This window comes from Streptomyces sp. IBSNAI002 (assembly GCF_052244475.1).
Taxonomy (GTDB): Bacteria; Actinomycetota; Actinomycetes; order Streptomycetales; family Streptomycetaceae; genus Streptomyces.
Window position 1 is genome coordinate 3004607 of the sequence record NZ_JBQPXG010000002.1, and the last position, 24650, is coordinate 3029256.

Sequence of the window (24650 nt, forward strand, 5' to 3'; positions counted from 1 at the left end):
GGGGCCGTCGCGGCCCCGGCCCCTCAGCGCCCCAGCCAGTCGCCGCCCGGTATCTCGGTGCCCGACTCCCTCAGGTCGCGGGCGAGCAGCGGGGACGCCAGGTAGACCCAGGCCCGCACCGGGGTGCCGTCGGCGCGCAGGGCCTCGCGGGCCGTCCGGTCGTACACGTTCCCCGGCCTGCCCGGACCCCCGTACTCCTCCAGCACGTCCAGCGCGGCCAGCAGGTCCCCGTACGCGTCCGGCGCCGCGGTGATCAGCTCCCCGGCCACGGCCGAGCCCGGGCGCTCGACCGCGTACGGATAGCCGGGGCCTTCGTAGAGCGCCGTGCCGGGCAGGCTCGCGGGCTCCTCGGCAAGCGTGCGGCCGCGCAGGAACAGGTCGTGGTTGACCTCGCCCGGGCGCAGCGTTCCGTAGACGAAGAACGGGAGCGGAGCGGTCGGATCTTGTGGCCGAACGACCGATGTCACGGGGCCCTCCCTGGGCTACGGCGGAACACTCCGCAGACCGGGACCAAGGTCCCGACTTGCCTGCGGCACACCACCGTACGCACCCCTGTTACACAACGTCCCGGTGCCCGTGACCCGTGCCGTCTAGCGTCGGTCCCCGGTCTCCCCCACCCCCACGGTTCTGCCCCCATGACTCCTTCGTCCCGCCGCCCGCTCGCCGCCGTGCTGTGCGCCTGCGCACTCGCCGCCGCCGGCTGCGCCACACCCGCCGGCCTCGGTTCGGGGACGCCCGCGCCCCCGGTCTCGAGCCAGCCGCGCCCCGAACCGCTCTGGCCCGCCTGGACCCAGGCCCCCGGCTCCGCGGTGGGCCGGCGGGAGCCGGCGCCGACGCCCCTGAAGAACGCCCCCGATCCGGGGGCGAAGGGGCTCGTCGGGCTCGACGCGACGGAGATCGCGCGCGCGGACCCGCGGATGAAGCCGTACCTCGGCAAGGGGACCGGCATCCTGGCGCCCGGCCGGGCCGGGATCCGCCCGGCCGTCTACCGGGACCTGACCGGCGACGGCCACCCGGAGCTGGTCGTGGCCGCCGACGTGCCGACCGGGCGCTCGGCGCTGAGCGTGTACGCGGTGGTCAACGGCCGGATCGTCTCGATCCTCTTCACCATCGGCCGCCAGCTCACGGCGGAGACCATCGGCACGGACCTGCTGGTGCGCATCGCCGCCGACGACGGCTCCGAACAGGTCGTGCGCTACCACTGGGACGGCGATCGGATGACGGTGGTCAACGACGAGCGGCGCTTCCGCAAGGACGGCAGGAACGCCTCGTGAGAGCCCTCCTGACCCGCTACCGGCACCTGTTGCGGACCCTCGGACTGCGCTGGAAGATCTCCATCCTGCTCGCCGTCGGCTGCTCGCTGGTGGCGGTCGCCATCGGTCTCCTGATCCACGACGCACGGAGCCGGCAGATCGTCGACGCGGCGCGGGCGAATGCCACCAACCAGCTGATCAGCGTGCGCAAGGTGTACGAACTGACCGGCCGGCTCGACGCCGACAAGGTCGGCGAGGCGGATGCCCGGATCGACTGTCCGGAGCTGCCGGAGCCGCTGCGGACGGCGGCCCTCGACGGGGAGCGGACCACCTACCTCGACATGTCCGGGCCGCACCCGGCGGTGTGGGCCGCCCGGCCGGTCGGCGGGGCGCACGTGCTGTCCGTACGGCTGTCGCTGACCGACGACCGGGCCGAGCTGGCCGAGCTGGACCGCGGGCTCGTGGCGTACGCGGCGGTGATCGTGGCGCTCGCGGCGGTCGGCGGGGCGCTGCTGGCCAGCCGTCTGAGCAGGGAGCTGCGGACGGCCGCGGAGACGGCCCGCCGGATCAGCGCGGGCGAACTGGACGCGCGGATCGGGCTGTCCGGGGTGCCGGGGACCCGGGACGAGGTCGCCGAGCTCTCCTCGGCGGTCGACACGATGGCCGCCAGCCTCCAGCGCCGGCTGGAGGCCGAGCAGCGGTTCACGGCGGATGTGGCGCACGAGCTGCGGACCCCGCTGACGGGTCTGCACACCGCGGCCGAACTGCTGCCGGCCGGGCGGCCGACGGAGCTCGTACGGGACCGGGTCGCGGCGCTGCGGACGCTGACCGAGGACCTGCTGGAGGTGGCCCGGCTCGACGCCAACCGGGAGGAGCCGCAGCTGGCGGTGCACCGGCTGGGGCCGCTGGTGCACTCGATCACGCGGCGCTCGGGGGTGACGGCCCTGGTGGTGGGCGCGTACGCCGAGGAGGGGGCGGCAGGGGCGGAGGCGGCAGGGGCTGCCGGGCCGGAGGGAGCCGCGGACTCGGCGTACGTCCGCACCGATGTGCGCCGCTTCGAGCGCATCCTGACGAACCTGCTGGTCAACGCGCGGCGGCACGGCGGGGAGCCGGTCACGGTGACGGTGTCCGGTACCACCGTGACCGTCCGGGACCGGGGGCCCGGCTTCCCGGAGAAGCTGCTGCGCGAGGGGCCGCAGCGTTTCCTGACCGGCGCCGCCGAACGCGGCCAGGGCACGGGGCTCGGCCTGACCATCGCCCTCGGCCAGGCTCAGGTGATCGGCGCGCGGGTCGTCCTCGAGAACCTGCCGCCCTCGGGCGCCTCGGCCACGGTGGTGCTGCCGCCGGCCTGACCGCTTCCGCGCGACCGGTCACCCGGTCACCCGGACGGCCAAGGCGGCCCGAATGGCCGCATCAGCGGCTTTGACCTGCGCCGACCGCCCGGCGGAAGGGTCTGCGCGAGCGGACCTGACGGAACATCAGCAGGCGCGCCGGAGGCAGGGCGGGTTTCCTCGGAAACACGACCCCGTGTCTCCAGGGAGCTCCCATGCGCCGACGTACAGCCCACGCGCTGACTGCCGCCGCGCTGACCTGCGCCGCTTTCGTCGGCCCGGTCGCCGGTGCGGTGGCCGCCGTGGACCTCGGCATGGTGGGCTTCGCACCCGGCGACTTCGCCCCGCTGGAGGTGTGGCCGAAGTCCGCGGCCCCGGGTGCCACCGTCACCGTGAACACCACGGCCTGCGGGCCCGGCAGCCATGCGGAGGGCGATGCCACGACGGTGGGCGGCAGCCGGTTCAAGCTGGTCCCGGGCACCCACAAGGAGGTGGTCGTGGGCCAGTTCCAGATCGCCCGCGGCACCCGCCCCGGCACCTACGGCATCGGGGCGACCTGTGCGAACGGCAAGTTCGCCACCGGCGACCTGATCATCACCGAACGCGGCCCGCAGGGCCACGTCCAGACCGGGGTGGGCGGTGGCACGACCACCACCAACGACCCCGCCAAGATCGCGGCGGGAGCGGCAGTGCTGGCCGCGACCGCCGTCGGCGGTACCTGGCTCATGCGTCGCCGGGCGAGCGGCACGCGGAGCTGACGGACGCCCACCGCGGCTCCGGCCGCGGTCCGACCGGTACCGTCCCCCGTCGCCCGCCCCGCGAGGTCCCCCCGTTCGCGGGGCCGGGCGACGGCCAGTCACCCCGAAACGGAAGGCCGAGGGGGTACGCATGGGTGGCGATTTCCGCCGAGCCCGCCACGGAGGCCTCGTGGCCCTCGCCGCCTGCATCGGCATCTGGCTCGTGACCAGCGGCTCCCGCGAACCCGTCGGGCCGCCGCTGCCCTCCCCCGCCGAGGCCCTGACCGCCGCCGGCGCCACGGGCCCCGGGATCGCACCGCTCCCCGGATCACCGCCCCGACGGATCCGGATCCCCTCCATCCGCGTCGACGCCCCGCTGACCGGGCTCGGACTCCAGGCCGGCGGCAGCCTCGAAGTGCCGCCGCCCGACCGGCCCGACCTGGCCGGCTGGTACCGCGACGGCACCACCCCCGGCGCCACCGGCACGGCGGTCGTCGCGGGGCACGTGGACGACTCCGCCGGGCCGGGGGTCTTCTACCACCTCGGAGCCCTGCGCCGCGGGGCTGCCGTCGAGGTCCCGCGCGCGGACGGCCGTACCGCCGTGTTCACGGTCCACGCGGTCGAGGTCTACGACGCCAAGGCCTTTCCCGACGCCCGCGTGTACGGCCCTTCGGCGCGCGCCGAGCTCCGGGTGATCACCTGCGGCGGCGGGTTCTCGCCGCGTACGGGCTACCGCGGCAACGTGGTCGTCTTCGCCCACCTCACCGGGACGTACTGACCGCTATCCCCACTGCTCGAGGCCGAGCTTGACCACCAGCGCGCCCACCACCGTCAGCAGCACCCCGCGGACGAAGCCGCTGCCCTTCTTGAGGGCCATGCCGGCGCCGACCATGCCGCCGGCCAGGTTGAACGCGGCCATCAGCGCGGCCAGCTGCCACAGGACCATGCCCTGGTAGGCGAACATCGCGAGCGCCCCGGCGTTCGTGCAGACATTGACGATCTTGGCGGTCGCGGAGGCGGTGACCAGGTCGAGGTGGAGCAGGGCGGTGAGCGCGAGGACCAGGAAGGTGCCGGTGCCGGGCCCGATGAGGCCGTCGTAGAAGCCGATGCCCAGACCGGCGAGGCCGATGGCGAGGAACACCCGCTGCCTGCTGACGGGCGAGGCGGCGGGGGCGGCGCCGAAGGCGGGCCGGAAGAGCACGAAGGCGGCGACGACCACCAGCACCGCCATGATCAGCGGACGCATCGCGTCCTTGCTGATGCCGCCGGCCAGCGCGGCGCCTCCCATCGAGCCGGCGAGCGCGGCGACGCCGATGCGGACGGCGAGCTTCACGTCCACCGGGGTCTTGCGGAGGTAGGTGACGGCCGCGCCCGTGGTGCCGACGATGGCAACGGCCTTGTTGGTCCCGAGGACGGTGGCCGGGTGGGCGTTCGGCAGGCCGATCAGCAGGGCGGGCAGGAGCAGCAGGCCACCGCCGCCCACGACGGCGTCGATCCAGCCGGCGGCCGCCGCGGCCACGCACAATACGATGATCATGGTCAAGGAGATGTCAGGCACCACCTGACCTTATGGACCTGTCCGGTGCCGTATCCATCAATCCCCGGAAACTTGCGCAAAGGTTGAGCTTTGCCGGGCCGGCACCCGGTCCGGGGCCACCGGAGCAGCCGGGTCCACGGCCAACGTCAGCACGCTGGCGACCACCACACTGGCCAGCCCCAGCCCGGCGGCCAGCACCGGGGGCCGCCGGGGTCTGCGGTGCCGGGCCCGGGCGGCGGGGGCGGCGGCCTGCGCGAGCAGGGGCAGGGCGATGTGGAGCGGATGGCGCATGGGCGCGGGCCTCTCGGAAACGGAAGACGGAAGCTGAGGGCGGAAGCTGAACGCGGGACCGGGGACCCGGACGCGGGAACCGGACGCGGAGGCCGGGCCCGGGCGCCCGCTCAGAGGCCGAAGCATTCGGAATGGATGTGTCCGGCCGGCACCCCGGCCCTCAGCAGCCCCGTCTGGGCCGCCTCGGCCATCCCCGGCGGCCCGCACAGGTACACGTCGTGCTCCGCCAGGTCCGGCACCAGCGCGGCCAGCGCCTGTGGCGCGAGCGGATCGTACGCGGATCCCGAGGGCCCCAGCAGGTAGTGCAGCCCGGCCTGCCGCTCGGCGGCGATGGCCTCCAGCTCGGCGCGCAGGACCAGCTGCTCCTCGGCCCCGGCCCGGTAGAGCAGGGTGATGTCCCCGGGGGCGCCGGGCAGCGTCTCGAACAGGGCCCGCATCGGCGTGATCCCGACCCCGCCCGCGATCAGCAGCACCTTGGGCCGGGTCCGCCGGGCGGCGGTGAGCGCCCCGAACGGGCCGGTGGCCAGGACCCGCGTGCCCGGCCGCAGCCGGCGGATCCGCCGGGAGTGGCCGCCGAGCCCCTTGACGGTGATGCGCAGGGTGTTGTCGCGGACCGGGGCGGACAGCGAGAAGGGCAGGGCGGTGTGCCACAGCCGCCGCTGGAGGAACCGCCAGCGCAGGAACTGGCCCGGCTCCGCGCGCAGTTCCGCGAGGTGCTCCCCGTACATGACGACGGAGACCACCCCGGGCCCCTCGGCCCTGACCTCGGCCACGCGCAGCGCGTGCCGCAGGGCCTGCCGTACGGGGACCACGGCCCGGTACCAGAGGAGCAGGACGGCGACCACGGCGTGGGCGAGCGCCCAGAACCAGGCGGCGAGGGCGAGATCGGGGCCGGCGAGCTGGTGTCCGAAGGCGAGGGCGGCGGCGAGGTAGACGAGCAGGTGCACCCCGCGCCAGGTTTCGTGGGACACCCGGCGGCGTACCGCCCGGGCGGAGGTCACACCGACCGCGGCCAGGAGGACGGTCCCGGCCGCGGCGGCGGCGAGCGCGGGGTAGCCGAGCAGTTCCCGGACGGCGGAGACCAGGTCGACGTCCTCGTGCACGGCGTATCCGAGCAGGGCGAAGAGCCCATGCCCGAAGCAGAGGAGCAGGACGTGCCGGCCGCCGAGCGCGTGCCAGCGGGCGAGCCGGCCGGCGCCGACCCCGTGCTCCACGGCCGGCACCCGGGCCATCAGGAACAGCAGCACCAGCACCCCGTACCCGGCGAGCAGGCCGGTCAGGTGCGCGGCGGTGGCGAACAGCGCGTCGGGCCGGGCCGAGGGCCGCACCTGCACCGCCCAGAGCAGGGTCACCGCCCCCGCCCCGCCCAGCATCCCGCCCCTGACCAGCCCCGCCACATCTCGCATACGGGTCACGCTAAGCGCCCGCCGGAGCGGTTCGGTGATCTTTAAGACCGCCTTGAGGGAGGCCTCACCGAGGCTTAACCCGTGCGCTGAGGGCGGCGTTCCGCCGGGGTAACAACGGCGATGCGGCGGGGAAACAGCGGACCCGCACGCTCGGGGCATGACCTCGAAGCAGCGTGTGGTGGTGATCGGCGGCGGCCTCGCGGGCGTGCGGCTCGCCGCGCGGCTGACCGGCGGCGCGGCGGTGACCGTACTCGGCGAGGAGCCGCACGTTCCGTACAACCGGGTGCTGCTCGCCGAGGTGCTGGCCGGCCGGTACGCGCCGGAGGTGGCCGCCCTCCCGGAGGCCGGTCCGGTGCTGCGGCGGGGCGTCCGCGCGGTCCGCGTCGACCGCGCCGACCGGACCGTCCACTGCGACGACGGCGCCGCCCTGGCCTACGACACGCTGGTGCTGGCCACCGGATCGAACCCGGTGCTGCCGCCGCTGCGGGGGCTGTTCGAGCCCGGGGGGCGGGATCTGCCCGACGGGGTCCACGCGTTCCGCACGATGGACGACTGCCTGGCCCTCTCGGCCGCCGTACGTCCGGGCGTGCGGGCGGTGGTGATCGGCGGGGGCCTGCTCGGCGTCTCGGCGGCCCGTGCGCTGGCCGCGCGGGGGGCGCAGGTCGTCCTGGCGCAGCAGGCGGCGCGGCTGATGGAACGCCAGCTGGACGCGGAGGCCTCCGCGTTGCTGCACACGCACCTCGAAGCGCTGGGCGTGGAGATCCACACGGAATGCCGGGTCCGCGGTCTGACCACGGCGTCTTCGCCCGCGGCTCCGCAGCTGCCCGGGCGGCGGGTCACCGGGGTCGAGCTGGCCGACGGGTACCGGCTCGAGGCCGATCTCGTCGTGCTCGCCTGCGGCGTGCGGCCCCGCACCGGCCTCGCCCAGGCCGCCGGGCTCGACGTGCGCAAGGGCATCGTGGTCGACGACCGGCTGCGCACCAGCGACCCCCGGATCCACGCCGTCGGCGACTGCGCCGAGCACGCCGGCCAGGTGTACGGCCTGGCCGGGGCCGCGCTGGAGCAGGCCGATGTCCTGGCCGCACTGCTGAACGGCGCGGACGCCTCGTACGCCGGCACGCGCGCCCTCACCCGCCTCACCCTCACCACCGCCGGGAGCCCCGGCCCCGGCCCCGGCACCGGCACCGGCCCCTTCGACCTCGCCTGCTTCGGCGAGACGACCCCGCGCCCCGGCGACGACGTGGTCCGCTTCGCCGACGCCACCCGGCGGACCTACCGGACGGTCGTCCTGCGCGACGACCGCCTCGTCGGCGGGGTCCTGCTCGGCGAGCTCTCCACCGTGGGCGCCGTCGCCCGCACCTGGGAGGGCGACGAGGCACCCCTCGACCTGTTCCACCTGCTCACCGACGACGGAGGCCACTGACATGACCGAGCCCCTGCCCGCGATCGTGCTCATCGGGCACGGCATGGTCGGCCAGCGCTATCTGGAGGCACTCGCCGAGCGCGGTGCGACCCGGTCCCACCGGATCACCGTACTCTGCGAGGAGCCCCGGCCCGCCTACGACCGCGTCCACCTGACCTCGTACTTCTCCGGCAGCACCGCCGAGGACCTGTCCATGACGCCCCCCGGGTTCATGACCGAGCACGGCATCGACCTGCACCTCGGCGATCCCGCGGAGCACATCGACCGGGCGGCCCGTACCGTCACCTCCCGCTCCGGGCAGGTGTTCCCGTACGACGTCCTGGTCCTGGCCACCGGCAGCTTCCCCTTCGTGCCGCCCGTCCCCGGCAAGGACGCCCCCGGCTGCTTCGTCTACCGCACGATCGAGGACCTCCTCGCCATCGAGCAGTACGCGAAGGGCCGCACCAGCGGCGCGGTCGTCGGCGGCGGTCTGCTCGGGCTGGAGGCGGCCGGCGCGCTCCAGGGCCTCGGGCTCGCCACCCGCGTGGTGGAGTTCGCCCCGCGCCTGATGCCCGTCCAGGTCGACGAAGGCGGCGGCGCCGCACTGCTGCGCACCATCGAGTCCATGGGCCTCTCCGTCCACACCGGTGTCGGCACCCAGGAGGTGCTGACCGGCGAGGACGGCCACGTCAGCGGCATGCTGCTGTCCGACGGATCCGCCGTCGACACCGACCTCGTCGTCTTCTCCGCCGGGGTCCGCCCCCGCGACCAGCTGGCCCGCGCCGCGGGCCTGGACGTCGGCGAGCGCGGCGGCATCGCGGTGGACTCCCGCTGCCGCACCTCCGACCCGCACGTCTACGCCATCGGCGAGTGCGCGCTGGCCTGCGACGGCCGCGTCTACGGCCTGGTCGCGCCCGGCTACGAGATGGCCGAGACGGCCGCCGACGATCTGCTGGGCCGGGAGAAGGAGTTCACCGGGGCCGATCTGTCCACCAAGCTCAAGCTGCTCGGCGTGGACGTGGCCTCCTTCGGCGACGCCCACGGCAGCACCCCCGGCAGCCTCGACGTGGTCTGGTCCGACTCCCGCTCCGGTGTCTACAAGAAGCTGGTGGTCTCCCCGGACGGGGTGCTGCTCGGCGGGGTGCTCGTCGGCGACGCGGACGCGTACGGCCTGCTGCGCCCGCTCACGGGCAGCGTGCCGCCCGTCGCCCCCGAGCAGCTGGTCCTGCCGGCCGGTCTCGGCGCGCCCGTCGCGCTCGGCCCGTCCTCGCTCCCCGACCACGCGGTGATCTGCTCCTGCCACAACGTCACCAAGAAGGCCATCGCCGCCTGCGCCACCCTCGCCGAGGTGAAGAAGTGCACCAAGGCGGGCACCGGTTGCGGCAGCTGCGTCAAGGTGATCGGGCAGCTGCTGCCCGCCGCGGCCGACAAGGGGCTGTGCGGCTGCTTCCCCTTCACCCGCGCCGAGCTCTACGAGATCGTCCGCACCCGGCGGCTGGGCTCCTACCGGGAGCTGCTCGACGGGCACGGCCGGCCCGAGGCCCGCGGCGGCGACGGCTGCGAGGTGTGCAAGCCCACCGTCGGCTCGATCATCGCCTCCCTCGCCCCGGCCGTCGGCGCCAGCGGCTACGTGCTGGAGGGGGAGCAGGCCGCGCTCCAGGACACCAACGACCACTTCCTCGCGAACATGCAGCGCAACGGTTCGTACTCGGTGGTCCCGCGCATCCCCGGCGGCGAGATCACCCCGGAGCGGCTGATCGTGATCGGGGAGGTGGCCCGCGAGTTCGGCCTCTACACGAAGATCACCGGCGGGCAGCGGATCGACCTGTTCGGCGCGCGCGTGGACCAGCTCCCGCGGATCTGGGCCCGGCTCGTCGACGCCGGTTTCGAGTCCGGGCACGCGTACGGGAAGGCCCTGCGGACGGTGAAGTCCTGCGTCGGGCAGACCTGGTGCCGCTACGGGGTGCAGGACAGCGTGCGGATGGCCATCGACCTGGAGCTGCGCTACCGGGGGCTGCGCGCTCCGCACAAGCTCAAGTCGGCGGTCTCCGGCTGCGCCCGCGAGTGTGCGGAGGCGCAGAGCAAGGACTTCGGGGTCATCGCCACGGCGAGCGGCTGGAACCTCTACGTGGGCGGCAACGGCGGGGCCACCCCGCGCCACGCCGACCTCCTGGCGCAGGACCTGTCCGATGCGGAACTGGTCCGGCTGATCGACCGGTTCCTGATGTTCTACATCCGCACCGCCGACCGCCTGGAGCGGACCTCGACCTGGCTGGAGCGGCTGGAGGGCGGCCTGTCCCACCTGCGGGACGTCATCGTGCACGACTCGCTGGGGCTGTGCGCGGAGCTGGAGTCGCTGATGGCCGAGCACGTGGCGCACTACCGCGACGAATGGGCCGAGACGCTCGGGGACCCGGAGCGGCTGCGCCGGTTCGTGTCGTTCGTGAACGCCCCCGGGGCCCCGGACCCGACCGTGAAGTTCGTCCCCGAGCGCGACCAGGTCAAGCCCGACCTGGCCGTCCTGACCATAGGAGGAGCCGTCCGATGACCGTCGAACTGAGGGTGGCCGAAGGCTGGCTGACGGTGTGCGAGCTGTCCGCGCTGATCCCCGGACGGGGGGTCGCGGCCCTGCTGCCCGACGGGAGCCAGGCGGCGGTGTTCGTCGACCGCGCGGGCCGCCCGTACGCCATCGGGAACCAGGACCCCTTCACGGGCGCGCACGTGCTGTCGCGGGGGCTGCTGGGGAGTGCGGCGGGCCGGCCGTTCGTGGCCTCGCCGCTGCTCAAGCAGCGTTTCGACCTGGAGTCGGGGCGCTGTCTGGACGACGAGGAGGTGGCGGTCCGGACCTATCCGGTGCGGACCGCCGCGACCTCGTAGCCGGTATCAGCCCTCGATGGCGGCCGGGTCCATCCAGACGTACTCCCACACGTGGTGGTCCAGGTCCTCGAAGGCGCGGCCGTACATGAAGCCCAGGTCCATGGGCGGCCTCGGCTCGGTGGCGCCGGCCGCGAGCGCGGCGTCGACGACCTCGTCGACCTTGGCGCGGCTGTCCGCGCTCAGGGCGACCATCACCTCGGTGGTCTTGGCGGCGTCGGCGACCGGCTTGGTGGCGAACGACGCGAACTTCTCCTCGGTCAGCAGCATCGCGAAGATGGCGTCGCTGATCACCAGGGAGGCGGCGGTCTCGTCGGAGAACTGCGGGTTGAAGGAGTAGCCGAGCTTCTCCCAGAAGGCCCGGGCGGCGTCCAGGTCCTTGACCGGCAGGTTCACGAAGATCATCTGGGGCTGGGACATCTCGGTCTCTCTTCTTCTCGCGCGGTGTTCGCTGCTTTCGAGAGGTAGACCGGGGGACGCGGGGAAACTCATCGCTCTCCTCGGAGATTTCCCGAGATTTTTTCCCGGGCCCGCCCAGCGGGGCGAAACCGCAGGTCAGGCCACCGAGCGCAGCTCCAGTGCCGCCAGCGGGACGAAGCCGGGGCCGTCCTCGCCGTCCATGGACGCCCCCTCGCCCGCGAGCCGCTTGTGCAGGGCCAGCGCGATCCGCTCGCCCTGGGCCTTGGCCCGCTCGGCGTTCGGGCCCCGGTGCCGTCCGTCGATGGTCGCGTGCCACAGCTGGACCCAGCGGCCGAAGTCGGCGGCGGTCAGCGACCGCGCCGAGTGCAGGGCGGCGTGCGGGCCGAAGGCGTCGCGCCGGTACTCGGCGGTGCGGAAGAGGGCCCGCTCCCAGAAGTCGGTGATCCGGGGCAGGTGGACTTCGAGGTCAGTGCCGGCGATCTCGGTGAAGAAGGGACCGATGCCGGGGTCGGCGAAGGCCGCCGTGTAGAAGCGGCGCAGCACGACGTCGAGGTCGGCGCGGCCCGAGATGTCGTCGGCGGCGGCGAAGTGGTTCATCGCTCCACCATCCTTCCGTACGGCGGGCCTCCCCAGGGCAGAAAGTCCCGCCGTACGTCACATCGTGGGACGCCCGGGCGCTGCGAAATCCCCGCCGGAGGATTGAACCTGAGCGGTCGCTCATGCGTAATGAGGAATTGGCGCCCCGTCAACTGGCGCCTCCTAGGTTCCTCGACGCGTGCGACCCCGCGTCCGACCGGCCGCGGGGCCTTCCTCCCACAGGAGTGACCGTGGAACGTCGTACCTTCCTGCGCGGCGCGGTGATCGGTTCGTCGGCCGCCGCGTTCGGCGGAACGTTGATGCACGGGGCCGCCTACGCGGCGCCCGCCCAGCCCGGGGCCGGACCGTACGGAGCGCTCGGCGCGGCGGACGCGAACGGCATCCAGCTGCCGGCCGGCTTCACCAGCCGGGTGATCGCGCGCTCCGGCCAGACCGTCGCCGGCACCTCGTACCGCTGGCACAGCGCCCCGGACGGCGGCGCCTGTTACACGGACGGTGCGGGCTGGATCTACGTATCGAACTCGGAGGTCAACCCCTCCGGCGGCGCGAGCGCGGTCCGGTTCGACTCCTCCGGCACCGTGACCGGCGCCTACCGGATCCTCTCCAACACCCGGCAGAACTGCGCGGGCGGCAAGACCCCGTGGAACACCTGGCTCTCCTGCGAGGAGGTGGACCGCGGCTACGTCTACGAGGCCGACCCGTACGGCGTGAACGCTTCCGTGCAGCGGGCCGCGATGGGCCGCTTCAAGCACGAGGCGGCGGCGGCCGACCCGGTGCGCAAGGTGATCTACCTGACCGAGGACGAGAGCAGCGGCTGCTTCTACCGCTTCGTCCCGACCACCTGGGGCAACCTCTCCTCGGGAACCCTCCAGGTCCTCAAGGCCGGTACCGCCACATCCGGTTCCTTCACCTGGGCCAACGTCCCGGACCCGGACGGCTCGCCGACCGCCACCCGCAGCCAGGTCTCCGGCTCGAAGAAGTTCAACGGCGGCGAGGGCTGCCACTACGCCAACGACACGGTCTGGTTCACCACCAAGGGCGACAACCGGGTCTGGCAGCTCAACCTCGCGAACAACACGTACGAGCTGGCGTACGACGACTCCCTGGTGCCGGGCGGCGCCGCCCCGCTGACCGGTGTCGACAACGTCACCGGGTCCTCGTTCGGCGACCTGTACGTCGCCGAGGACGGCGGCAACATGGAGATCTGCGTGATCACCCCGGACGACGTGGTCGCGCCGTTCCTGCGGATCACCGGCCAGTCCTCCTCGGAGATCACCGGCCCGGCCTTCTCCCCCGCCGGCAACCGGCTCTACTTCTCCAGCCAGCGCGGTACGAGCGGCAGCTCGTCGGCGGGCATCACCTACGAGGTGACGGGCCCGTTCCGCACCTGAGCCCCGCACCACCGCGGCCCCCGGCGCCGAGCCGGGGGCCGCGGCGTTTCACGAGGCCACCGCGCCGCCCTTGAGCAGCGCGGCACCCAGCGGGGTCACGGTGTGCAGCACCGCGTTGCCGTGGCGCAGCGTCGTCACCAGTCCCGCCTCGCGCATCACGCAGGCGTGCTGGCTCGCCGAGGCCAGCGAGACCCCGGCCCGGCGGGCCAGTTCGCTGGTGGTGGCGCCGTCGCCGATGGCCCGCAGCACCACCGAGCGGGTGTGCCCCACCAGCTTGCCCAGCGTGCGCTGGCGCTGCTCCTCGACGTGCACGGTGCGCGCCGCCTCGCCGCCCGCGGGGGCCGAGGCCAGGTGCGAGGCGGCCGGGTAGACCAGCACCGGCGGCAGCTCCGGATCGTGCAGGGTCACCGCGGTGCGCCGGCAGAAGAACGACGGCTGGAGCAGCAGCCCGCGCCCCCGCAGCCGTACGTCGCGGTCCACCGGGTAGTCGCACTCGAGCACCGGGGCCCGCCAGCGCAGCATCGGCGGCAGCGAGGCCAGCAGTTCGTCCGCGCCCCCGTCCAGCAGGGCCCGGCCGCGTGCGGCCCGCTCGGCCTCTATCTGCGCCTGTATGTGGGTCCAGTACGGCTCCACGGCCGCCCGGTGGTACGCGCGCAGCTCTCCCAGGAGCCTGGGCAGGTGCTTGGTGCCGCCGTCCATGAACTCCCGTAACCGCGGCGCCACCGGCGATCCGGCGCCCGCACCCGGTCCGCCGCCCGCGCCCGGCCCCGCGCCGGACCCGCCGGCGAGCAGCACGAGCTCGCGCCGCAGCCGCTCCGGCCGGATCCCGCGCAGCGCGTCGAGCGCCACGTCCCACCCGTACTGCCCCTCCACAGGGGTCAGGAAATCGGGAAAATATCCGCGCGCCGGTATGAGCATGCCGAGCGTGCGTGTTTCACCATTCAACCTGCCCCGCGCTTCCGTGCGCCATTCACCGAACAACCGGGCATCACGCCGGTCCCTTAAACGGTGAAAGCTGAGAATCGTTTCCCACAACGCATCGGGACGCCCTGCCATCCGTACGCGTGCCAGGTCCACTCCAGTGAAATGGATACGCAGCACCGAACCCCCACCTGTGCAACCGCAATCCCCCCGCCCCATGAGTATGCATGCCGTCACACGTGGTCACCACGCCCTTTCGGCCACAGTTGAAACCCCTTTCGGCAGGAGCGTGACAACCGAAATCCTGTACTCCGCCGGGCACACTCCGATGCGACCGAAACGCTCCGTGAAGGCCGTGGGGGGCTTTGCGGGGCCTGGCGGTCGGTCGCACCGGGAAGCGCCGACGTGCCCGGCAGAATGACAGCGGCGGTGGACGGGTGGGGATCCGTCCACCGCCTGCTGGCGTAAAGACTTGTTGAACAGAAAAAAATAGGGCGCGCCCGCCACCGGGCAGTCAGGGAACCCGGGGGCAGGCGCGGTCTATGGGGCCCTTCTCGGGGGCCGGGGATCAGCGGCTGTCGCTGCCCTTCGCCTCGGCGGCGGCGCGGCCGGCCTCCAGGCGCGCGACCGGAATCCGGAACGGCGAGCAGGAGACGTAGTCGAGGCCGACCTCGTGGAAGAAGTGGACGGACTCGGGGTCGCCGCCGTGCTCGCCGCAGACGCCGAGCTTGAGCTCGGGGCGGGTGGCCCGGCCCTGCTCGACCGCGTGGCGGACCAGCGAGCCGACGCCGTCCTTGTCGATGGTCTCGAAGGGCGAGACCCCGAAGATGCCCTTCTCCAGGTACGCGGTGAAGAAGCTGGCCTCGACGTCGTCGCGGGAGAAGCCCCACACCGTCTGGGTCAGGTCGTTCGTGCCGAAGGAGAAGAACTGCGCGGCCTCGGCGATCTGCCCGGCCGTCAGGGCGGCGCGCGGCAGCTCGATCATCGTGCCGATGGTCAGCTTGAGGTTCGTGCCGGTGGCCGCCTCGACCTCGGCGATGACCTGGTCGGCCTCGTCGCGGACGATCTCCAGCTCCTGCACGGTGCCGACGAGCGGGACCATGATCTCGGCGCGCGGGTCGCCCTTGGCGTTCTTGCGCTCGGCCGCGGCCTCGGCGATCGCCCGGACCTGCATCTTGAACAGACCGGGGATGACCAGACCCAGGCGGACACCGCGCAGGCCCAGCATCGGGTTCTGCTCGTGCAGCTTGTGGACGGCCTGGAGCAGGCGCAGGTCGTTCTCGTTGTGGTCCTTGCGGGACTCCGCGAGGGCGACGCGCACCGACAGCTCGGTGATGTCGGGCAGGAACTCGTGCAGCGGCGGGTCCAGCAGGCGGACGGTGACGGGCAGGCCGTCCATCGCCTCGAACAGCTCGACGAAGTCCTTCTTCTGCAGCGGCAGGAGGGCACTGAGTGCCTCCTCGCGCTCCTCGTCGGTGTCCGCGAGGATCAGCCGCTCCACGAGTTCGCGGCGCTCACCGAGGAACATGTGCTCGGTGCGGCACAGGCCGATGCCCTGGGCGCCGAAACGGCGGGCGCGCAGCGCGTCCTCGGCGTTGTCGGCGTTGGCGCGCACCCGCAGGCGGCGGACGCGGTCCGCGTAGGCCATGATCCGGTGCACGGCGGCGACCAGCTCGTCGGCGTCGTCGGCGCCGGCGTGCATGCGGCCCTCGAAGTACTCGACGACCGGGGACGGTACGACGGGTACCTCACCGAGGTAGACCTTGCCGGTGGAACCGTCGATAGAGACGACGTCGCCCTCTTCGATGACCGTCTCGCCGACCGTCATGCGGCGGCGCTTGGTGTCGACGTCGAGCTCCTCGGCGCCGCAGACACAGGTCTTGCCCATGCCGCGGGCGACGACGGCGGCGTGCGAGGTCTTGCCGCCGCGCGAGGTCAGGATGCCCTCGGAGGCGATCATGCCGTCCAGGTCGTCCGGGTTGGTCTCGCGGCGGATCAGGATGACCTTCTCGCCGGAACGGGACCACTTGACGGCCGTGTACGAGTCGAAGACGGCCTTGCCGACGGCCGCGCCCGGGGAGGCGGCGATACCGCGGCCGAGCAGCTCCGTCTTGGCGTCCTCGTCGAAGCGCGGGAACATCAGCTGCGCCAGCTGGTGGCCGGTGACGCGCTGGAGGGCCTCGGCCTCGTCGATCAGGCCCTGGTCCACGAGCTGGGTGGCGATGCGGAAGGCCGCGCCCGCGGTGCGCTTGCCGACGCGCGTCTGGAGCATCCACAGCTGGCCGCGCTCGATCGTGAACTCGATGTCGCAGAGATCCTTGTAGTGGGTCTCCAGCGTCTCCATGATCGTCATGAGCTGGTCGTACGAGGCCTTGTCGATGGCCTCCAGGTCCGCGAGCGGCACGGTGTTGCGGATGCCCGCGACGACGTCCTCGCCCTGGGCGTTCTGGAGGTAGTCGCCGTAGACGCCCTGGTGGCCGCTGGCCGGGTCGCGGGTGAAGGCGACGCCGGTGCCCGAGTCGGGGCCGAGGTTACCGAAGACCATGGAGCAGATGTTGACCGCGGTGCCCAGGTCGCTCGGGATGCGCTCCTGACGGCGGTAGAGCTTGGCGCGGTCGGTGTTCCACGAGTTGAAGACCGCCTCGACGGCGAGGTCCAGCTGCTCGCGGGCGTCCTGCGGGAAGTCGCGGCCGGCTTCCTTCGCCACGATCTTCTTGAAGTGCTTGACCAGCTTCTTCAGGTCGGCGGCGTCGAGGTCGGTGTCGACGGTGACCTTCTTGGCGGCCTTGGCCTCGTCGAGGGCGTCCTCGAAGAGCTCGCCCTCGACGCCGAGGACGGTCTTGCCGAACATCTGGATGAGGCGGCGGTACGAGTCCCACGCGAAGCGCTCGTTGCCGGCCTGGGAGGCGAGGCCGGTGACGGAGTCGTCGGAGAGGCCGATGTTGAGGACCGTGTCCATCATGCCCGGCATCGAGAACTTGGCGCCGGAGCGGACGGAGACCAGCAGCGGGTCGTCCGACTGGCCGAGCTTCTTGCCCATCTTCGTCTCGAGGGCGGCAAGGTGGGCGCTGACCTCGTCGCGCAGCTCGGCCGGGGCCGATCCGCTGTCGAGGTAGACCTTGCAGGCCTCGGTGGTGATGGTGAAGCCGGGAGGGACCGGCAGACCCAGGTTGGTCATCTCGGCGAGGTTGGCGCCCTTGCCGCCGAGAAGGTCCTTGAGGTCGCGGTTTCCCTCGGTGAAGTCGTAGACGAACTTCTGATCTTTGTTTTCCGACACGGGTCTCGACTCCTCGAGGCTCGGTGGCTGCCCTGACGGCCAGGAACATACCCAGATCGAAGGCTTCTGGGTACGTCCACTTGGTCGTCATGCGGCTGTAACCACCCGTGCGCCAGCAGATCGAAAGTAACTCACGGGTAATCAGAATGTACGAAGAGCGTTCACTTCCCGAAGGGGGAGGGGGCTTTTAGGGCCTGATTACGCTCGGATGAGCGATCATCGATACATTTGCGTTCAAGTTTTGAACGCACAAAGGGTGGCACCCAGTGCCACCCTTTGAAAGTCTTACCCGTGACTTCAGCGCTCATCTGAGCGAAACCCCTCCCATGCGTGGCGTATATCACGCGACACGGAGGGCGATTTGTCAGCCTCCGGAGGTGTCCAGTTCCGCTTCCTCGCTGACGCCCGCGCAGTCGTACGGGTCCTTCAGCCAGCCCTCCGGCAGGACAACTCGGTTGTTTCCGGACGTCCGGCCCCGGGGGCCGTCCGCACTCTCCGGCCACGCCTGATCCAAGTCGAGCTCGCTCAGATGAGCGTTCAGTTCGGCCAGGGAGGAGGTGACCGCCAGCCTCTTGCGCATCTCGGAGCCGACCGAGAAGCCCTTGAGGTACCAGGCCACGTGCTTACGGAAGTCGATCACCCCGCGCGCCTCGTCGCCGATCCACTCCCCCAGCAGCTGCGCGTGGCGGTGCATGGTCCCCGCGACCTCGCGCAGCGTGGGCTTGTGGAAGTCCTCCGGGCGGCCTTCGAAGGCCGCCACCAGGTCGTTGAACAGCCACGGCCGCCCCAGGCAGCCGCGGCCCACGACCACGCCGTCGCAGCCGGTCTCGCGGACCATCCGCAGCGCGTCCTCGGCGCACCAGATGTCGCCGTTGCCGAGGACCGGGATCTCCGGCACGTGCTCCTTGAGCCGTGCGATGGCCTCCCAGTCCGCGGTCCCGCCGTAGTGCTGGGCCGTGGTCCGCCCGTGCAGGGCTATGGCGGTGACGCCCTCCTCGACGGCGATCCGGCCGGCGTCGAGGTAGGTGAGGTGGTCGTCGTCGATGCCCTTGCGCATCTTCATCGTCACCGGGAGGTCACCGGCGCCCGCGACGGCCTCGCGCAGGATCGCGCGCAGCAGGTTCCGCTTGTACGGGAGCGCCGAGCCGCCACCCTTGCGGGTGACCTTGGGGACCGGGCAGCCGAAGTTGAGGTCGATGTGGTCGGCGCGGTCCTCCTCGACGATCATGCGGACCGCCTTGCCGACCGTCACCGGGTCGACTCCGTACAGCTGGATCGAGCGGGGCTTCTCGGTCTCGTCGAAGTGGATCAGCTGCATGGTCTTCTCGTTGCGCTCGACCAGGGCGCGCGTCGTGATCATCTCGCTCACGAACAGCCCCTTGCCGCCCGAGAACTCCCGGCAGAGGGTACGGAACGGGGCATTGGTGATGCCGGCCATGGGCGCGAGCACCACCGGCGGCTGCACGGTGTGCGGGCCGATCGCGAGGGGCGGAGGGAGCGTGGTCATCCGTCCATTGTCCCGCATGCCGAGGGGGTGTCGCAGACGTACGATCGGCGGCATGATCGAGCCGAGTCAGCCGAGCCGCCGGCAGCGCGTGCTCGTTCTGGCGATCTGCTGCATGAGCCTGCTGATCGTCAGCCTCGACAACACCGTGCTCAACGTCGCGCTCCCGTCGATGCGCCGCGAGCTCGACGCCTCGGTCGCGGGGCTGCAGTGGACCATCGACGCGTACACGCTCGTCCTGGCCTCGCTGCTGATGCTCGCGGGCTCCACGGCCGACCGGATCGGCCGCCGCAAGGTGTTCGTCGCAGGCCTGCTGGCCTTCGCCGCCGGCTCCCTGCTGTGCTCGCTCGCCCCCAGCCTCGGCTGGCTCGTCTTCTTCCGCATGGTCCAGGCGATCGGCGGCGCGATGCTCAACCCGGTGGCGATGTCGATCATCACCAACACCTTCACCGATCCGGCCGAACGGGCCCGGGCCATCGGCGTGTGGGGCGCGGTCGGCGGCATCTCCATGGCCGCGGGCCCGCTGATCGGCGGGGTCCTGGTGGACTCCGTGGGCTGGCGCTCGATCTTCCTGATCAACCTGCCGATCGGCCTGGCGGCGCTCGCGCTGACCCTGCGCCACATCCCCGAGTCCCGGGCGGCCCGGCCGCGCCGCCCGGACCCGGTGGGACAGGTGCTGGTCATCGCGCTGCTCGGCAGTCTCACGTACGGGATCATCGAGGCCCCGGCCGCGGGCTGGCGCTCGCCGTTGATCATCGGCTGCGCGGTGGTGGCCCTCGCCTCGTTCGTGGGCCTGCTGGTCTACGAGCCGCGGCGCAAGGAGCCGCTGATCGATCTCCGGTTCTTCCGGAGCGCGCCCTTCAGCGGGTCGACCGTGATCGCGATCAGCGCCTTCGCCGGACTGGCCGGCTTCCTCTTCCTGAACACGCTCTACCTCCAGGACGTGCGCGGGCTGGGCGCCCTGCACGCCGGGCTCTACATGCTGCCGATGGCGGCCCTGACCGTGCTGTTCGCGCCGATCGCGGGGCGGCTGGTGGGCACCCGGGGGCCCCGGATCTGCCTGCTGATCGCCGGGGTGGCGATGGCCGCGAGCGGGCTGCTCTTCGCGCTCTTCGACGCCGAGACGTCCAACCCGCTCCTCTTCACGGGGTACGTGCTGTTCGGGCTCGGCTTCGGCATGGTGAACGCGCCGATCACCAATACGGCGGTGTCCGGGATGCCGCGCTCCCAGGCGGGTGTCGCGGCCGCCATCGCCTCCACCAGCCGGCAGACGGGCGGCACGCTGGGCGTCGCGGTGATCGGCTCGGTCCTGGCGGCGGGGCTGGCCGGCGGCTCCGGCTTCTCCGAGGCGGCCCAGCCGGCCTGGTGGATCATCACGCTGTGCGGACTGGCGGTGCTGGTCGTGGGCGCGGTCACCAGCGGCAGCTGGGCCCGCGCGACCGCGGACCGCACGGCCCGCAGCCTGGAGGAGCCCGTCGGCGCGTCCGCGGCCGCGGGTTCGCCGCGCCCCTGACGGGCGGCCCTCCTCGACTCGTCTACTCGTCTACTCGTCTACTCGTCGCAGTGGAAGTCCTCGGCCGAGGTGTTGACCCGGTCGAGGAGATCGCGGAGGAGCTCGCGCTCCCGGTCCGACAGCCCCGCGAACATGCCGCCTTCGACCTCGTCGAGGGCGGTGTTCGTCGTGCCGAGGGCGGCCTCCCCGTCGGCGGTGATGGCCACGTTGTGGCGGCGCCGGTCGGCGGGGTCCCGGCGGCGTTCGGCGAGGCCGTCGCCCTCCAGGTCGTTCAGGATCCCGACGAGCACGCTCGGGTCGACCTCCAGCCGCTCGGCGAGCGCCCGCTGGCTGATGGGGCCGCCCTCCAGGTGCATCAGCGTCATCGCGTGCCGCGGGGTGAGCCCGGCCGCACCGAGGGCCTTCTTCATGCGGGTCTGGGTGACCGATCCGTGCCAGGCCAGCAGCAGGCCCAGCCGCTGGGGAGGGTGCGGTCCGTCCTGATCTGCCGTCATGGTCCACATCGTACCAATCGAGAAATGATTGCATCGGGGATATCGTTGATGCTATTCAATGATCCGACATCCCCAACTGTTGGAGCTCTCCATGTTCATCGCCTACGCCGTCGTCGGCGGCCTGCTCGCCCTGATCCTCACCGCCTCCGCCACCTTCACCCTCCAGCGCAACGACCAGATCGTGGCGAGCATGCGGAAGGTGCAGGTGCCGGACTCCTGGCTGCCACGCCTGGCCACCCTCAAGGCCGCGGGTGCGATCGGGCTGGTCGCGGGCCTGTGGTTCACGCCGCTCGGCATCGCCGCCGCCACCGGCGTGACCCTCTACTTCATCGGGGCGGTCATCAGCCACCTCCGGGTCAAGGACTACGAGCTCGCGCCGGCCGCCGTCCTCGCCGTGGCGGCCGCCGCGGCCCTGGTCCTGCGGGTGCTGTCGTAGCCCCGCCACACTGACGAGTGACAGATATTGAAATCTGTCACTCGTCATGTCATTCTCGTTTCATGACGAAGAACGAGAACACCTCACCCGTCCCCGCGAACTCCGCCCACCGCCCTCTCGGCACCACCGGGCCGTCCGTCTTCCCGCTGGGCCTCGGCTGCATGGGCATGTCCGCCCTGTACGGGGAGGCCGACCGTGCCGAGTCCGTGGCCACCATCCACGCCGCCCTGGACGCGGGCGTCACGCTGCTCGACACCGGCGACTTCTACGGCATGGGCCACAACGAACTGCTGATCAACGAGGCCCTGCGCACCGCCCCGGCCGCGGCCCGAGAGCAGGCGCTGACCAGCGTCAAGTTCGGCGCCCTGCGCACGGTCGAGGGCGGCTTCACCGGCTATGACGGCCGGCCCGAGGCCGTCAAGAACTTCCTGGCCTACTCGCTCCAGCGGCTCGGCCGGGACCACATCGACATCTACCGCATCGCCCGTGTCGACCCGGACGTCCCCGTCGAGGAGACCATCGGGGCCATCGCCGAGGCGGTCGAGGCCGGACACGTGCGCCACATCGGCCTCTCCGAGGTCGGCGCGGACACCCTGCGCCGGGCCGCCGCCGTCGCCCCGATCGCCGATCTCCAGATCGAGTACTCGCTGATCTCCCGCGGCATCGAGGAGGAGATCCTGCCGACGGCCCGGGAGCTCGGGATCGGCGTCACGGCGTACGGGGTGCTGTCCCGCGGCCTGATCAGCGGCCACTTCGCCCGCGACCGCGCGCTGGCACCGGGCGACTTCCGCGGAATGAGCCCGCGCTTCCAGGGGGACAACCTCGACCGCAATCTCGACCTGGTCGACGCGCTGCGCAAGGTGGCGGACGGCAAGGGCGTGAGCGTGGCCCAGACCGCCATCGCCTGGGTGCTGTCGCGCGGCGAGGACATCGTGCCGCTGGTCGGTGCCCGGCGCCGGGACCGGCTGACCGAGGCACTGGGTGCCCTCGACATCACGCTGAGCGCCGCCGATCTGGCCGCCATCGAGGAGGCCGTCCCCGTCGGCGCCGCGGCGGGCGAACGGTACCCGGCGGCCCAGATGGCCCACCTCGACAGTGAGCACTGAGCTGGCGGTACGGTCGTACCCATGTCCCCCGCTGCTGCCGAGCCCCTGACACCCGAGCGCATCCTCGAGACCACCGAGGACGTGCTGCGCCGCTTCGGCCCCACCAAGGCGACGGTGGTGGACGTGGCCCGCGCGCTGGGCGTCAGCCACGGCAGCGTCTACCGGCACTTCCCGTCGAAGGCGGCGCTGCGCGAGGCCGTCACGGACCGCTGGCTCGCCAAGAGCGTGGTCGCCCTGGAGCAGATCACCTCGGCGCCCTCCGGCAGCGCCCCCTCCAAGCTGGAGTCGTGGCTGGAGGCCCTGTTCGAGGCCAAGCGCCACAAGGCGGGCGACGATCCGGAGCTGTTCGCCACCTACATCGTGCTGCTCGACGAGAACAGCGACGTGGTGGACCGGCACCTGACCGAGCTGATCGACCAGTTGGCGCGGATCATCGCCGAGGGGGTCGCGGCGGGCACGCTCACGGCCGAGGACGTGCCGGCGGCCGCCCGCGCCGTGTTCGACGCCACCGGCCGCTTCCATGATCCCCAGTACGCGGCCGACTGGCTCTCGCCCACGATCTTCACCGAGTTCGAGGCGGTCACCGCGCTGATCATCCGGGGCCTGCGCGCCTGACGCGGCTCCCCCACCGCGTACTCCGCGGACAAAGATTGGTGGCCCGGTGCGCATGTGCGCACCGGGCCACCGGTCGTTTCGCCGAAGCGGAAGCCTGGGCTAGCAGCCGAGCAGGCGGCTGCCGAGGTAGCTCTGGAACTGGTCCAGGGAGACGCGCTCCTGCTTCATGGTGTCGCGCTCGCGCACGGTCACCGCGTTGTCGTCGAGGGTGTCGAAGTCGACGGTGACGCAGAACGGCGTGCCGATCTCGTCCTGGCGGCGGTAGCGGCGGCCGATGGCACCGGCGTCGTCGAACTCGATGTTCCAGAACTTGCGCAGGTCGGCGGCGAGGCCCTTGGCCTTCGGCGACAGCTGCGCGTTGCGGGACAGGGGCAGGACGGCGACCTTGATCGGGGCCAGGCGCGGGTCGAGGCGCATCACGGCGCGCTTCTCCATGACGCCCTTGGCGTTCGGGGCCTCGTCCTCGTTGTACGCGTCGAGCATGAAGGCGAGCATGGCGCGGTTGACACCGGCCGCCGGCTCGATGACGTACGGCGTGTAGCGCTCCTTCGACTCCTGGTCGAAGTACACGAGGTCCTGGCCGGAGGCGGCGGAGTGGGCCTTGAGGTCGAAGTCGGTTCGGTTGGCCACGCCTTCGAGCTCGGAGAACTCGTTGCCGCCGAAGTTGAAGCGGTACTCGATGTCGGCGGTGCGCTTCGAGTAGTGGGACAGCTTCTCCGCCGGGTGCTCGTACCAGCGGATGTTCTCCTCGCGGATGCCGAGGTCGCGGTACCAGTTCCAGCGCTCCGCCATCCAGTACTCCTGCCACTGCTCGTCCTCGCCCGGCTTGACGAAGAACTCCATCTCCATCTGCTCGAACTCGCGCGTGCGGAAGATGAAGTTGCCCGGCGTGATCTCGTTGCGGAAGGACTTGCCCATCTGCGCGATGCCGAAGGGGGGCTTCTTGCGCGAGGTGGTCTGGACCTGGGCGAAGTTGGTGAAGATGCCCTGGGCGGTCTCGGGGCGCAGGAACGCCTTGGAGCCGGTGTCCTGGGTCGGGCCGAGGTGGGTCTCCAGCATGCCGGAGAACTGCTTGGGCTCGGTGAACTGGCCCTTCACACCGCAGTTGGGGCAATTGACGTCGGCAAGGCCGTTGGCGGGCACGCGGCCGTGCTTGGCCTCGTACGCCTCCTCCAGGTGGTCCGCGCGGTGGCGCTTGTGACAGGAGGTGCACTCGGTCAGCGGGTCCGAGAAGGTCGCGACGTGGCCGGAGGCCACCCAGACCTCGGGGGCCAGGATCACGGACGAGTCGATGCCGACGATGTCCTCACGCCCGGTGACCATCGCCTTCCACCACTGGCGCTTGATGTTCTCCTTGAGCTCGACACCGAGCGGGCCGTAATCCCAGGCAGCCCTGGAGCCGCCGTAGATCTCACTGCACGGGAAAACGAAGCCACGGCGCTTGCTCAGGCTGACGATGGTGTCGATCTTGTCGGCGGCCACGGTGCTCTCTTCATTACGAGGACGAACGGCGAATGCCTCAGGTTACCGGCGCCCGCACCCCCC

Annotated in this window: 23 protein-coding genes; 12 read left to right on the top strand and 11 right to left on the bottom strand. The window is 72.0% G+C overall.

What is annotated here, in order from left to right; all coding sequences use genetic code 11:
• Positions 1 to 23: 23 nt before the first annotated feature.
• Positions 24 to 467, bottom strand: coding sequence for a gamma-glutamylcyclotransferase family protein (locus ACTVZO_RS14615; protein WP_443298799.1), 444 nt, complete (start codon positions 465 to 467; stop codon positions 24 to 26).
• 168 nt (positions 468 to 635) lie between these two features.
• Here ACTVZO_RS14615 and ACTVZO_RS14620 point away from each other — a divergent pair, with 168 nt between their 5' ends.
• From ACTVZO_RS14620 to ACTVZO_RS14635, 4 genes are all read left to right on the top strand, one after another.
• A complete protein-coding gene (locus tag ACTVZO_RS14620; protein ID WP_443298800.1) occupies positions 636 to 1274 on the top strand; it encodes a hypothetical protein in 639 nt (212 codons plus the stop codon).
• Complete coding sequence (locus ACTVZO_RS14625) at positions 1271 to 2605, top strand: ATP-binding protein (RefSeq protein ID WP_443298801.1); 1335 nt, start codon at positions 1271 to 1273, stop codon at positions 2603 to 2605. Before ACTVZO_RS14620 ends, ACTVZO_RS14625 begins: the two co-directional genes overlap by 4 nt.
• Positions 2606 to 2799: 194 nt before the next feature.
• Entirely contained in the window at positions 2800 to 3342 is a 543-nt protein-coding gene (locus tag ACTVZO_RS14630; RefSeq protein WP_443298802.1) for a hypothetical protein, read from the top strand.
• A 130-nt stretch (positions 3343 to 3472) separates the two neighbouring features.
• Positions 3473 to 4099 carry a class F sortase gene (locus ACTVZO_RS14635; protein ID WP_443298803.1) on the top strand — a complete coding sequence of 209 codons (627 nt, stop codon included), beginning with the start codon at positions 3473 to 3475 and terminating at the stop codon, positions 4097 to 4099.
• A 3-nt stretch (positions 4100 to 4102) separates the two neighbouring features.
• Here the strand turns inward: ACTVZO_RS14635 and ACTVZO_RS14640 are convergent, their stop codons facing one another.
• From ACTVZO_RS14640 to ACTVZO_RS14650, 3 genes are all read right to left on the bottom strand, one after another.
• A complete protein-coding gene (locus ACTVZO_RS14640) occupies positions 4103 to 4879 on the bottom strand; it encodes a sulfite exporter TauE/SafE family protein (RefSeq protein ID WP_443298804.1) in 777 nt (258 codons plus the stop codon).
• Positions 4880 to 4915: 36 nt separating this feature from the next.
• Positions 4916 to 5149 carry a hypothetical protein gene (locus ACTVZO_RS14645; protein WP_443298805.1) on the bottom strand — a complete coding sequence of 78 codons (234 nt, stop codon included), beginning with the start codon at positions 5147 to 5149 and terminating at the stop codon, positions 4916 to 4918.
• A gap of 110 nt (positions 5150 to 5259) precedes the next feature.
• Positions 5260 to 6555, bottom strand: a complete 1296-nt coding sequence (locus ACTVZO_RS14650; protein WP_443298806.1) for a ferredoxin reductase family protein — start codon at positions 6553 to 6555, stop codon at positions 5260 to 5262.
• 157 nt (positions 6556 to 6712) lie between these two features.
• Between ACTVZO_RS14650 and ACTVZO_RS14655 the strand changes: the two genes are divergently transcribed.
• Genes ACTVZO_RS14655 through nirD form a run of 3 tightly spaced genes read left to right on the top strand, consistent with a single transcriptional unit; the run spans position 6713 to position 10834 of the window.
• Complete coding sequence (locus tag ACTVZO_RS14655; RefSeq protein ID WP_443298807.1) at positions 6713 to 7978, top strand: NAD(P)/FAD-dependent oxidoreductase; 1266 nt, start codon at positions 6713 to 6715, stop codon at positions 7976 to 7978.
• Position 7979: 1 nt separating this feature from the next.
• Positions 7980 to 10505: a nitrite reductase large subunit NirB gene (gene nirB / locus ACTVZO_RS14660; protein ID WP_443298808.1), complete on the top strand. Its 2526-nt coding sequence runs from the start codon at positions 7980 to 7982 to the stop codon at positions 10503 to 10505.
• Positions 10502 to 10834: a nitrite reductase small subunit NirD gene (gene nirD, locus ACTVZO_RS14665; RefSeq protein WP_361760646.1), complete on the top strand. Its 333-nt coding sequence runs from the start codon at positions 10502 to 10504 to the stop codon at positions 10832 to 10834. The genes nirB and nirD overlap by 4 nt, the downstream gene beginning before the upstream one ends.
• A 6-nt stretch (positions 10835 to 10840) precedes the next feature.
• On the opposite strand, the gene ACTVZO_RS14670 is transcribed toward nirD, so the two are convergent.
• Positions 10841 to 11251 (bottom strand): VOC family protein, encoded by a 411-nt coding sequence (locus ACTVZO_RS14670; protein ID WP_443298809.1) that lies wholly within the window; start codon positions 11249 to 11251, stop codon positions 10841 to 10843.
• 135 nt (positions 11252 to 11386) lie between these two features.
• On the bottom strand, positions 11387 to 11848 hold the full coding sequence (locus ACTVZO_RS14675; RefSeq protein ID WP_443298810.1) for a group III truncated hemoglobin: 462 nt from the start codon (positions 11846 to 11848) through the stop codon (positions 11387 to 11389).
• Positions 11849 to 12078: 230 nt separating this feature from the next.
• Here ACTVZO_RS14675 and ACTVZO_RS14680 point away from each other — a divergent pair, with 230 nt between their 5' ends.
• Positions 12079 to 13239 carry an alkaline phosphatase PhoX gene (locus tag ACTVZO_RS14680; RefSeq protein WP_443298811.1) on the top strand — a complete coding sequence of 387 codons (1161 nt, stop codon included), beginning with the start codon at positions 12079 to 12081 and terminating at the stop codon, positions 13237 to 13239.
• A gap of 48 nt (positions 13240 to 13287) precedes the next feature.
• On the opposite strand, the gene ACTVZO_RS14685 is transcribed toward ACTVZO_RS14680, so the two are convergent.
• The 3 genes from ACTVZO_RS14685 to dusB all read right to left on the bottom strand — a co-directional run bounded on the left by ACTVZO_RS14685 (position 13288) and on the right by dusB (position 18962).
• A complete protein-coding gene (locus tag ACTVZO_RS14685; RefSeq protein ID WP_443298812.1) occupies positions 13288 to 14340 on the bottom strand; it encodes a helix-turn-helix domain-containing protein in 1053 nt (350 codons plus the stop codon).
• A gap of 388 nt (positions 14341 to 14728) precedes the next feature.
• Positions 14729 to 17437: a pyruvate, phosphate dikinase gene (ppdK, locus tag ACTVZO_RS14690; protein WP_443298813.1), complete on the bottom strand. Its 2709-nt coding sequence runs from the start codon at positions 17435 to 17437 to the stop codon at positions 14729 to 14731.
• A gap of 364 nt (positions 17438 to 17801) precedes the next feature.
• Complete coding sequence (gene dusB, locus ACTVZO_RS14695) at positions 17802 to 18962, bottom strand: tRNA dihydrouridine synthase DusB (RefSeq protein ID WP_443298814.1); 1161 nt, start codon at positions 18960 to 18962, stop codon at positions 17802 to 17804.
• Between the two features lie 34 nt (positions 18963 to 18996).
• Here dusB and ACTVZO_RS14700 point away from each other — a divergent pair, with 34 nt between their 5' ends.
• Positions 18997 to 20454 (top strand): MFS transporter, encoded by a 1458-nt coding sequence (locus ACTVZO_RS14700; RefSeq protein ID WP_443298815.1) that lies wholly within the window; start codon positions 18997 to 18999, stop codon positions 20452 to 20454.
• A 38-nt stretch (positions 20455 to 20492) separates the two neighbouring features.
• On the opposite strand, the gene ACTVZO_RS14705 is transcribed toward ACTVZO_RS14700, so the two are convergent.
• Positions 20493 to 20948 carry a MarR family winged helix-turn-helix transcriptional regulator gene (locus tag ACTVZO_RS14705; protein WP_443298816.1) on the bottom strand — a complete coding sequence of 152 codons (456 nt, stop codon included), beginning with the start codon at positions 20946 to 20948 and terminating at the stop codon, positions 20493 to 20495.
• 58 nt (positions 20949 to 21006) lie between these two features.
• Here ACTVZO_RS14705 and ACTVZO_RS14710 point away from each other — a divergent pair, with 58 nt between their 5' ends.
• From ACTVZO_RS14710 to ACTVZO_RS14720, 3 genes are all read left to right on the top strand, one after another.
• The gene (locus ACTVZO_RS14710) at positions 21007 to 21384 is read left to right on the top strand and encodes a DoxX family protein (RefSeq protein ID WP_443298817.1); all 378 of its coding nucleotides are present in this window, start codon (positions 21007 to 21009) and stop codon (positions 21382 to 21384) included.
• A gap of 62 nt (positions 21385 to 21446) precedes the next feature.
• Positions 21447 to 22490 (top strand): aldo/keto reductase, encoded by a 1044-nt coding sequence (locus tag ACTVZO_RS14715; protein ID WP_443298818.1) that lies wholly within the window; start codon positions 21447 to 21449, stop codon positions 22488 to 22490.
• A gap of 21 nt (positions 22491 to 22511) precedes the next feature.
• Positions 22512 to 23105 carry a TetR family transcriptional regulator gene (locus tag ACTVZO_RS14720; RefSeq protein ID WP_443298819.1) on the top strand — a complete coding sequence of 198 codons (594 nt, stop codon included), beginning with the start codon at positions 22512 to 22514 and terminating at the stop codon, positions 23103 to 23105.
• A gap of 99 nt (positions 23106 to 23204) precedes the next feature.
• Here ACTVZO_RS14720 and ACTVZO_RS14725 read toward each other — a convergent pair whose 3' ends face one another.
• On the bottom strand, positions 23205 to 24587 hold the full coding sequence (locus ACTVZO_RS14725; RefSeq protein WP_443298820.1) for a glycine--tRNA ligase: 1383 nt from the start codon (positions 24585 to 24587) through the stop codon (positions 23205 to 23207).
• Between the last annotated feature and the right edge of the window lie 63 nt (positions 24588 to 24650).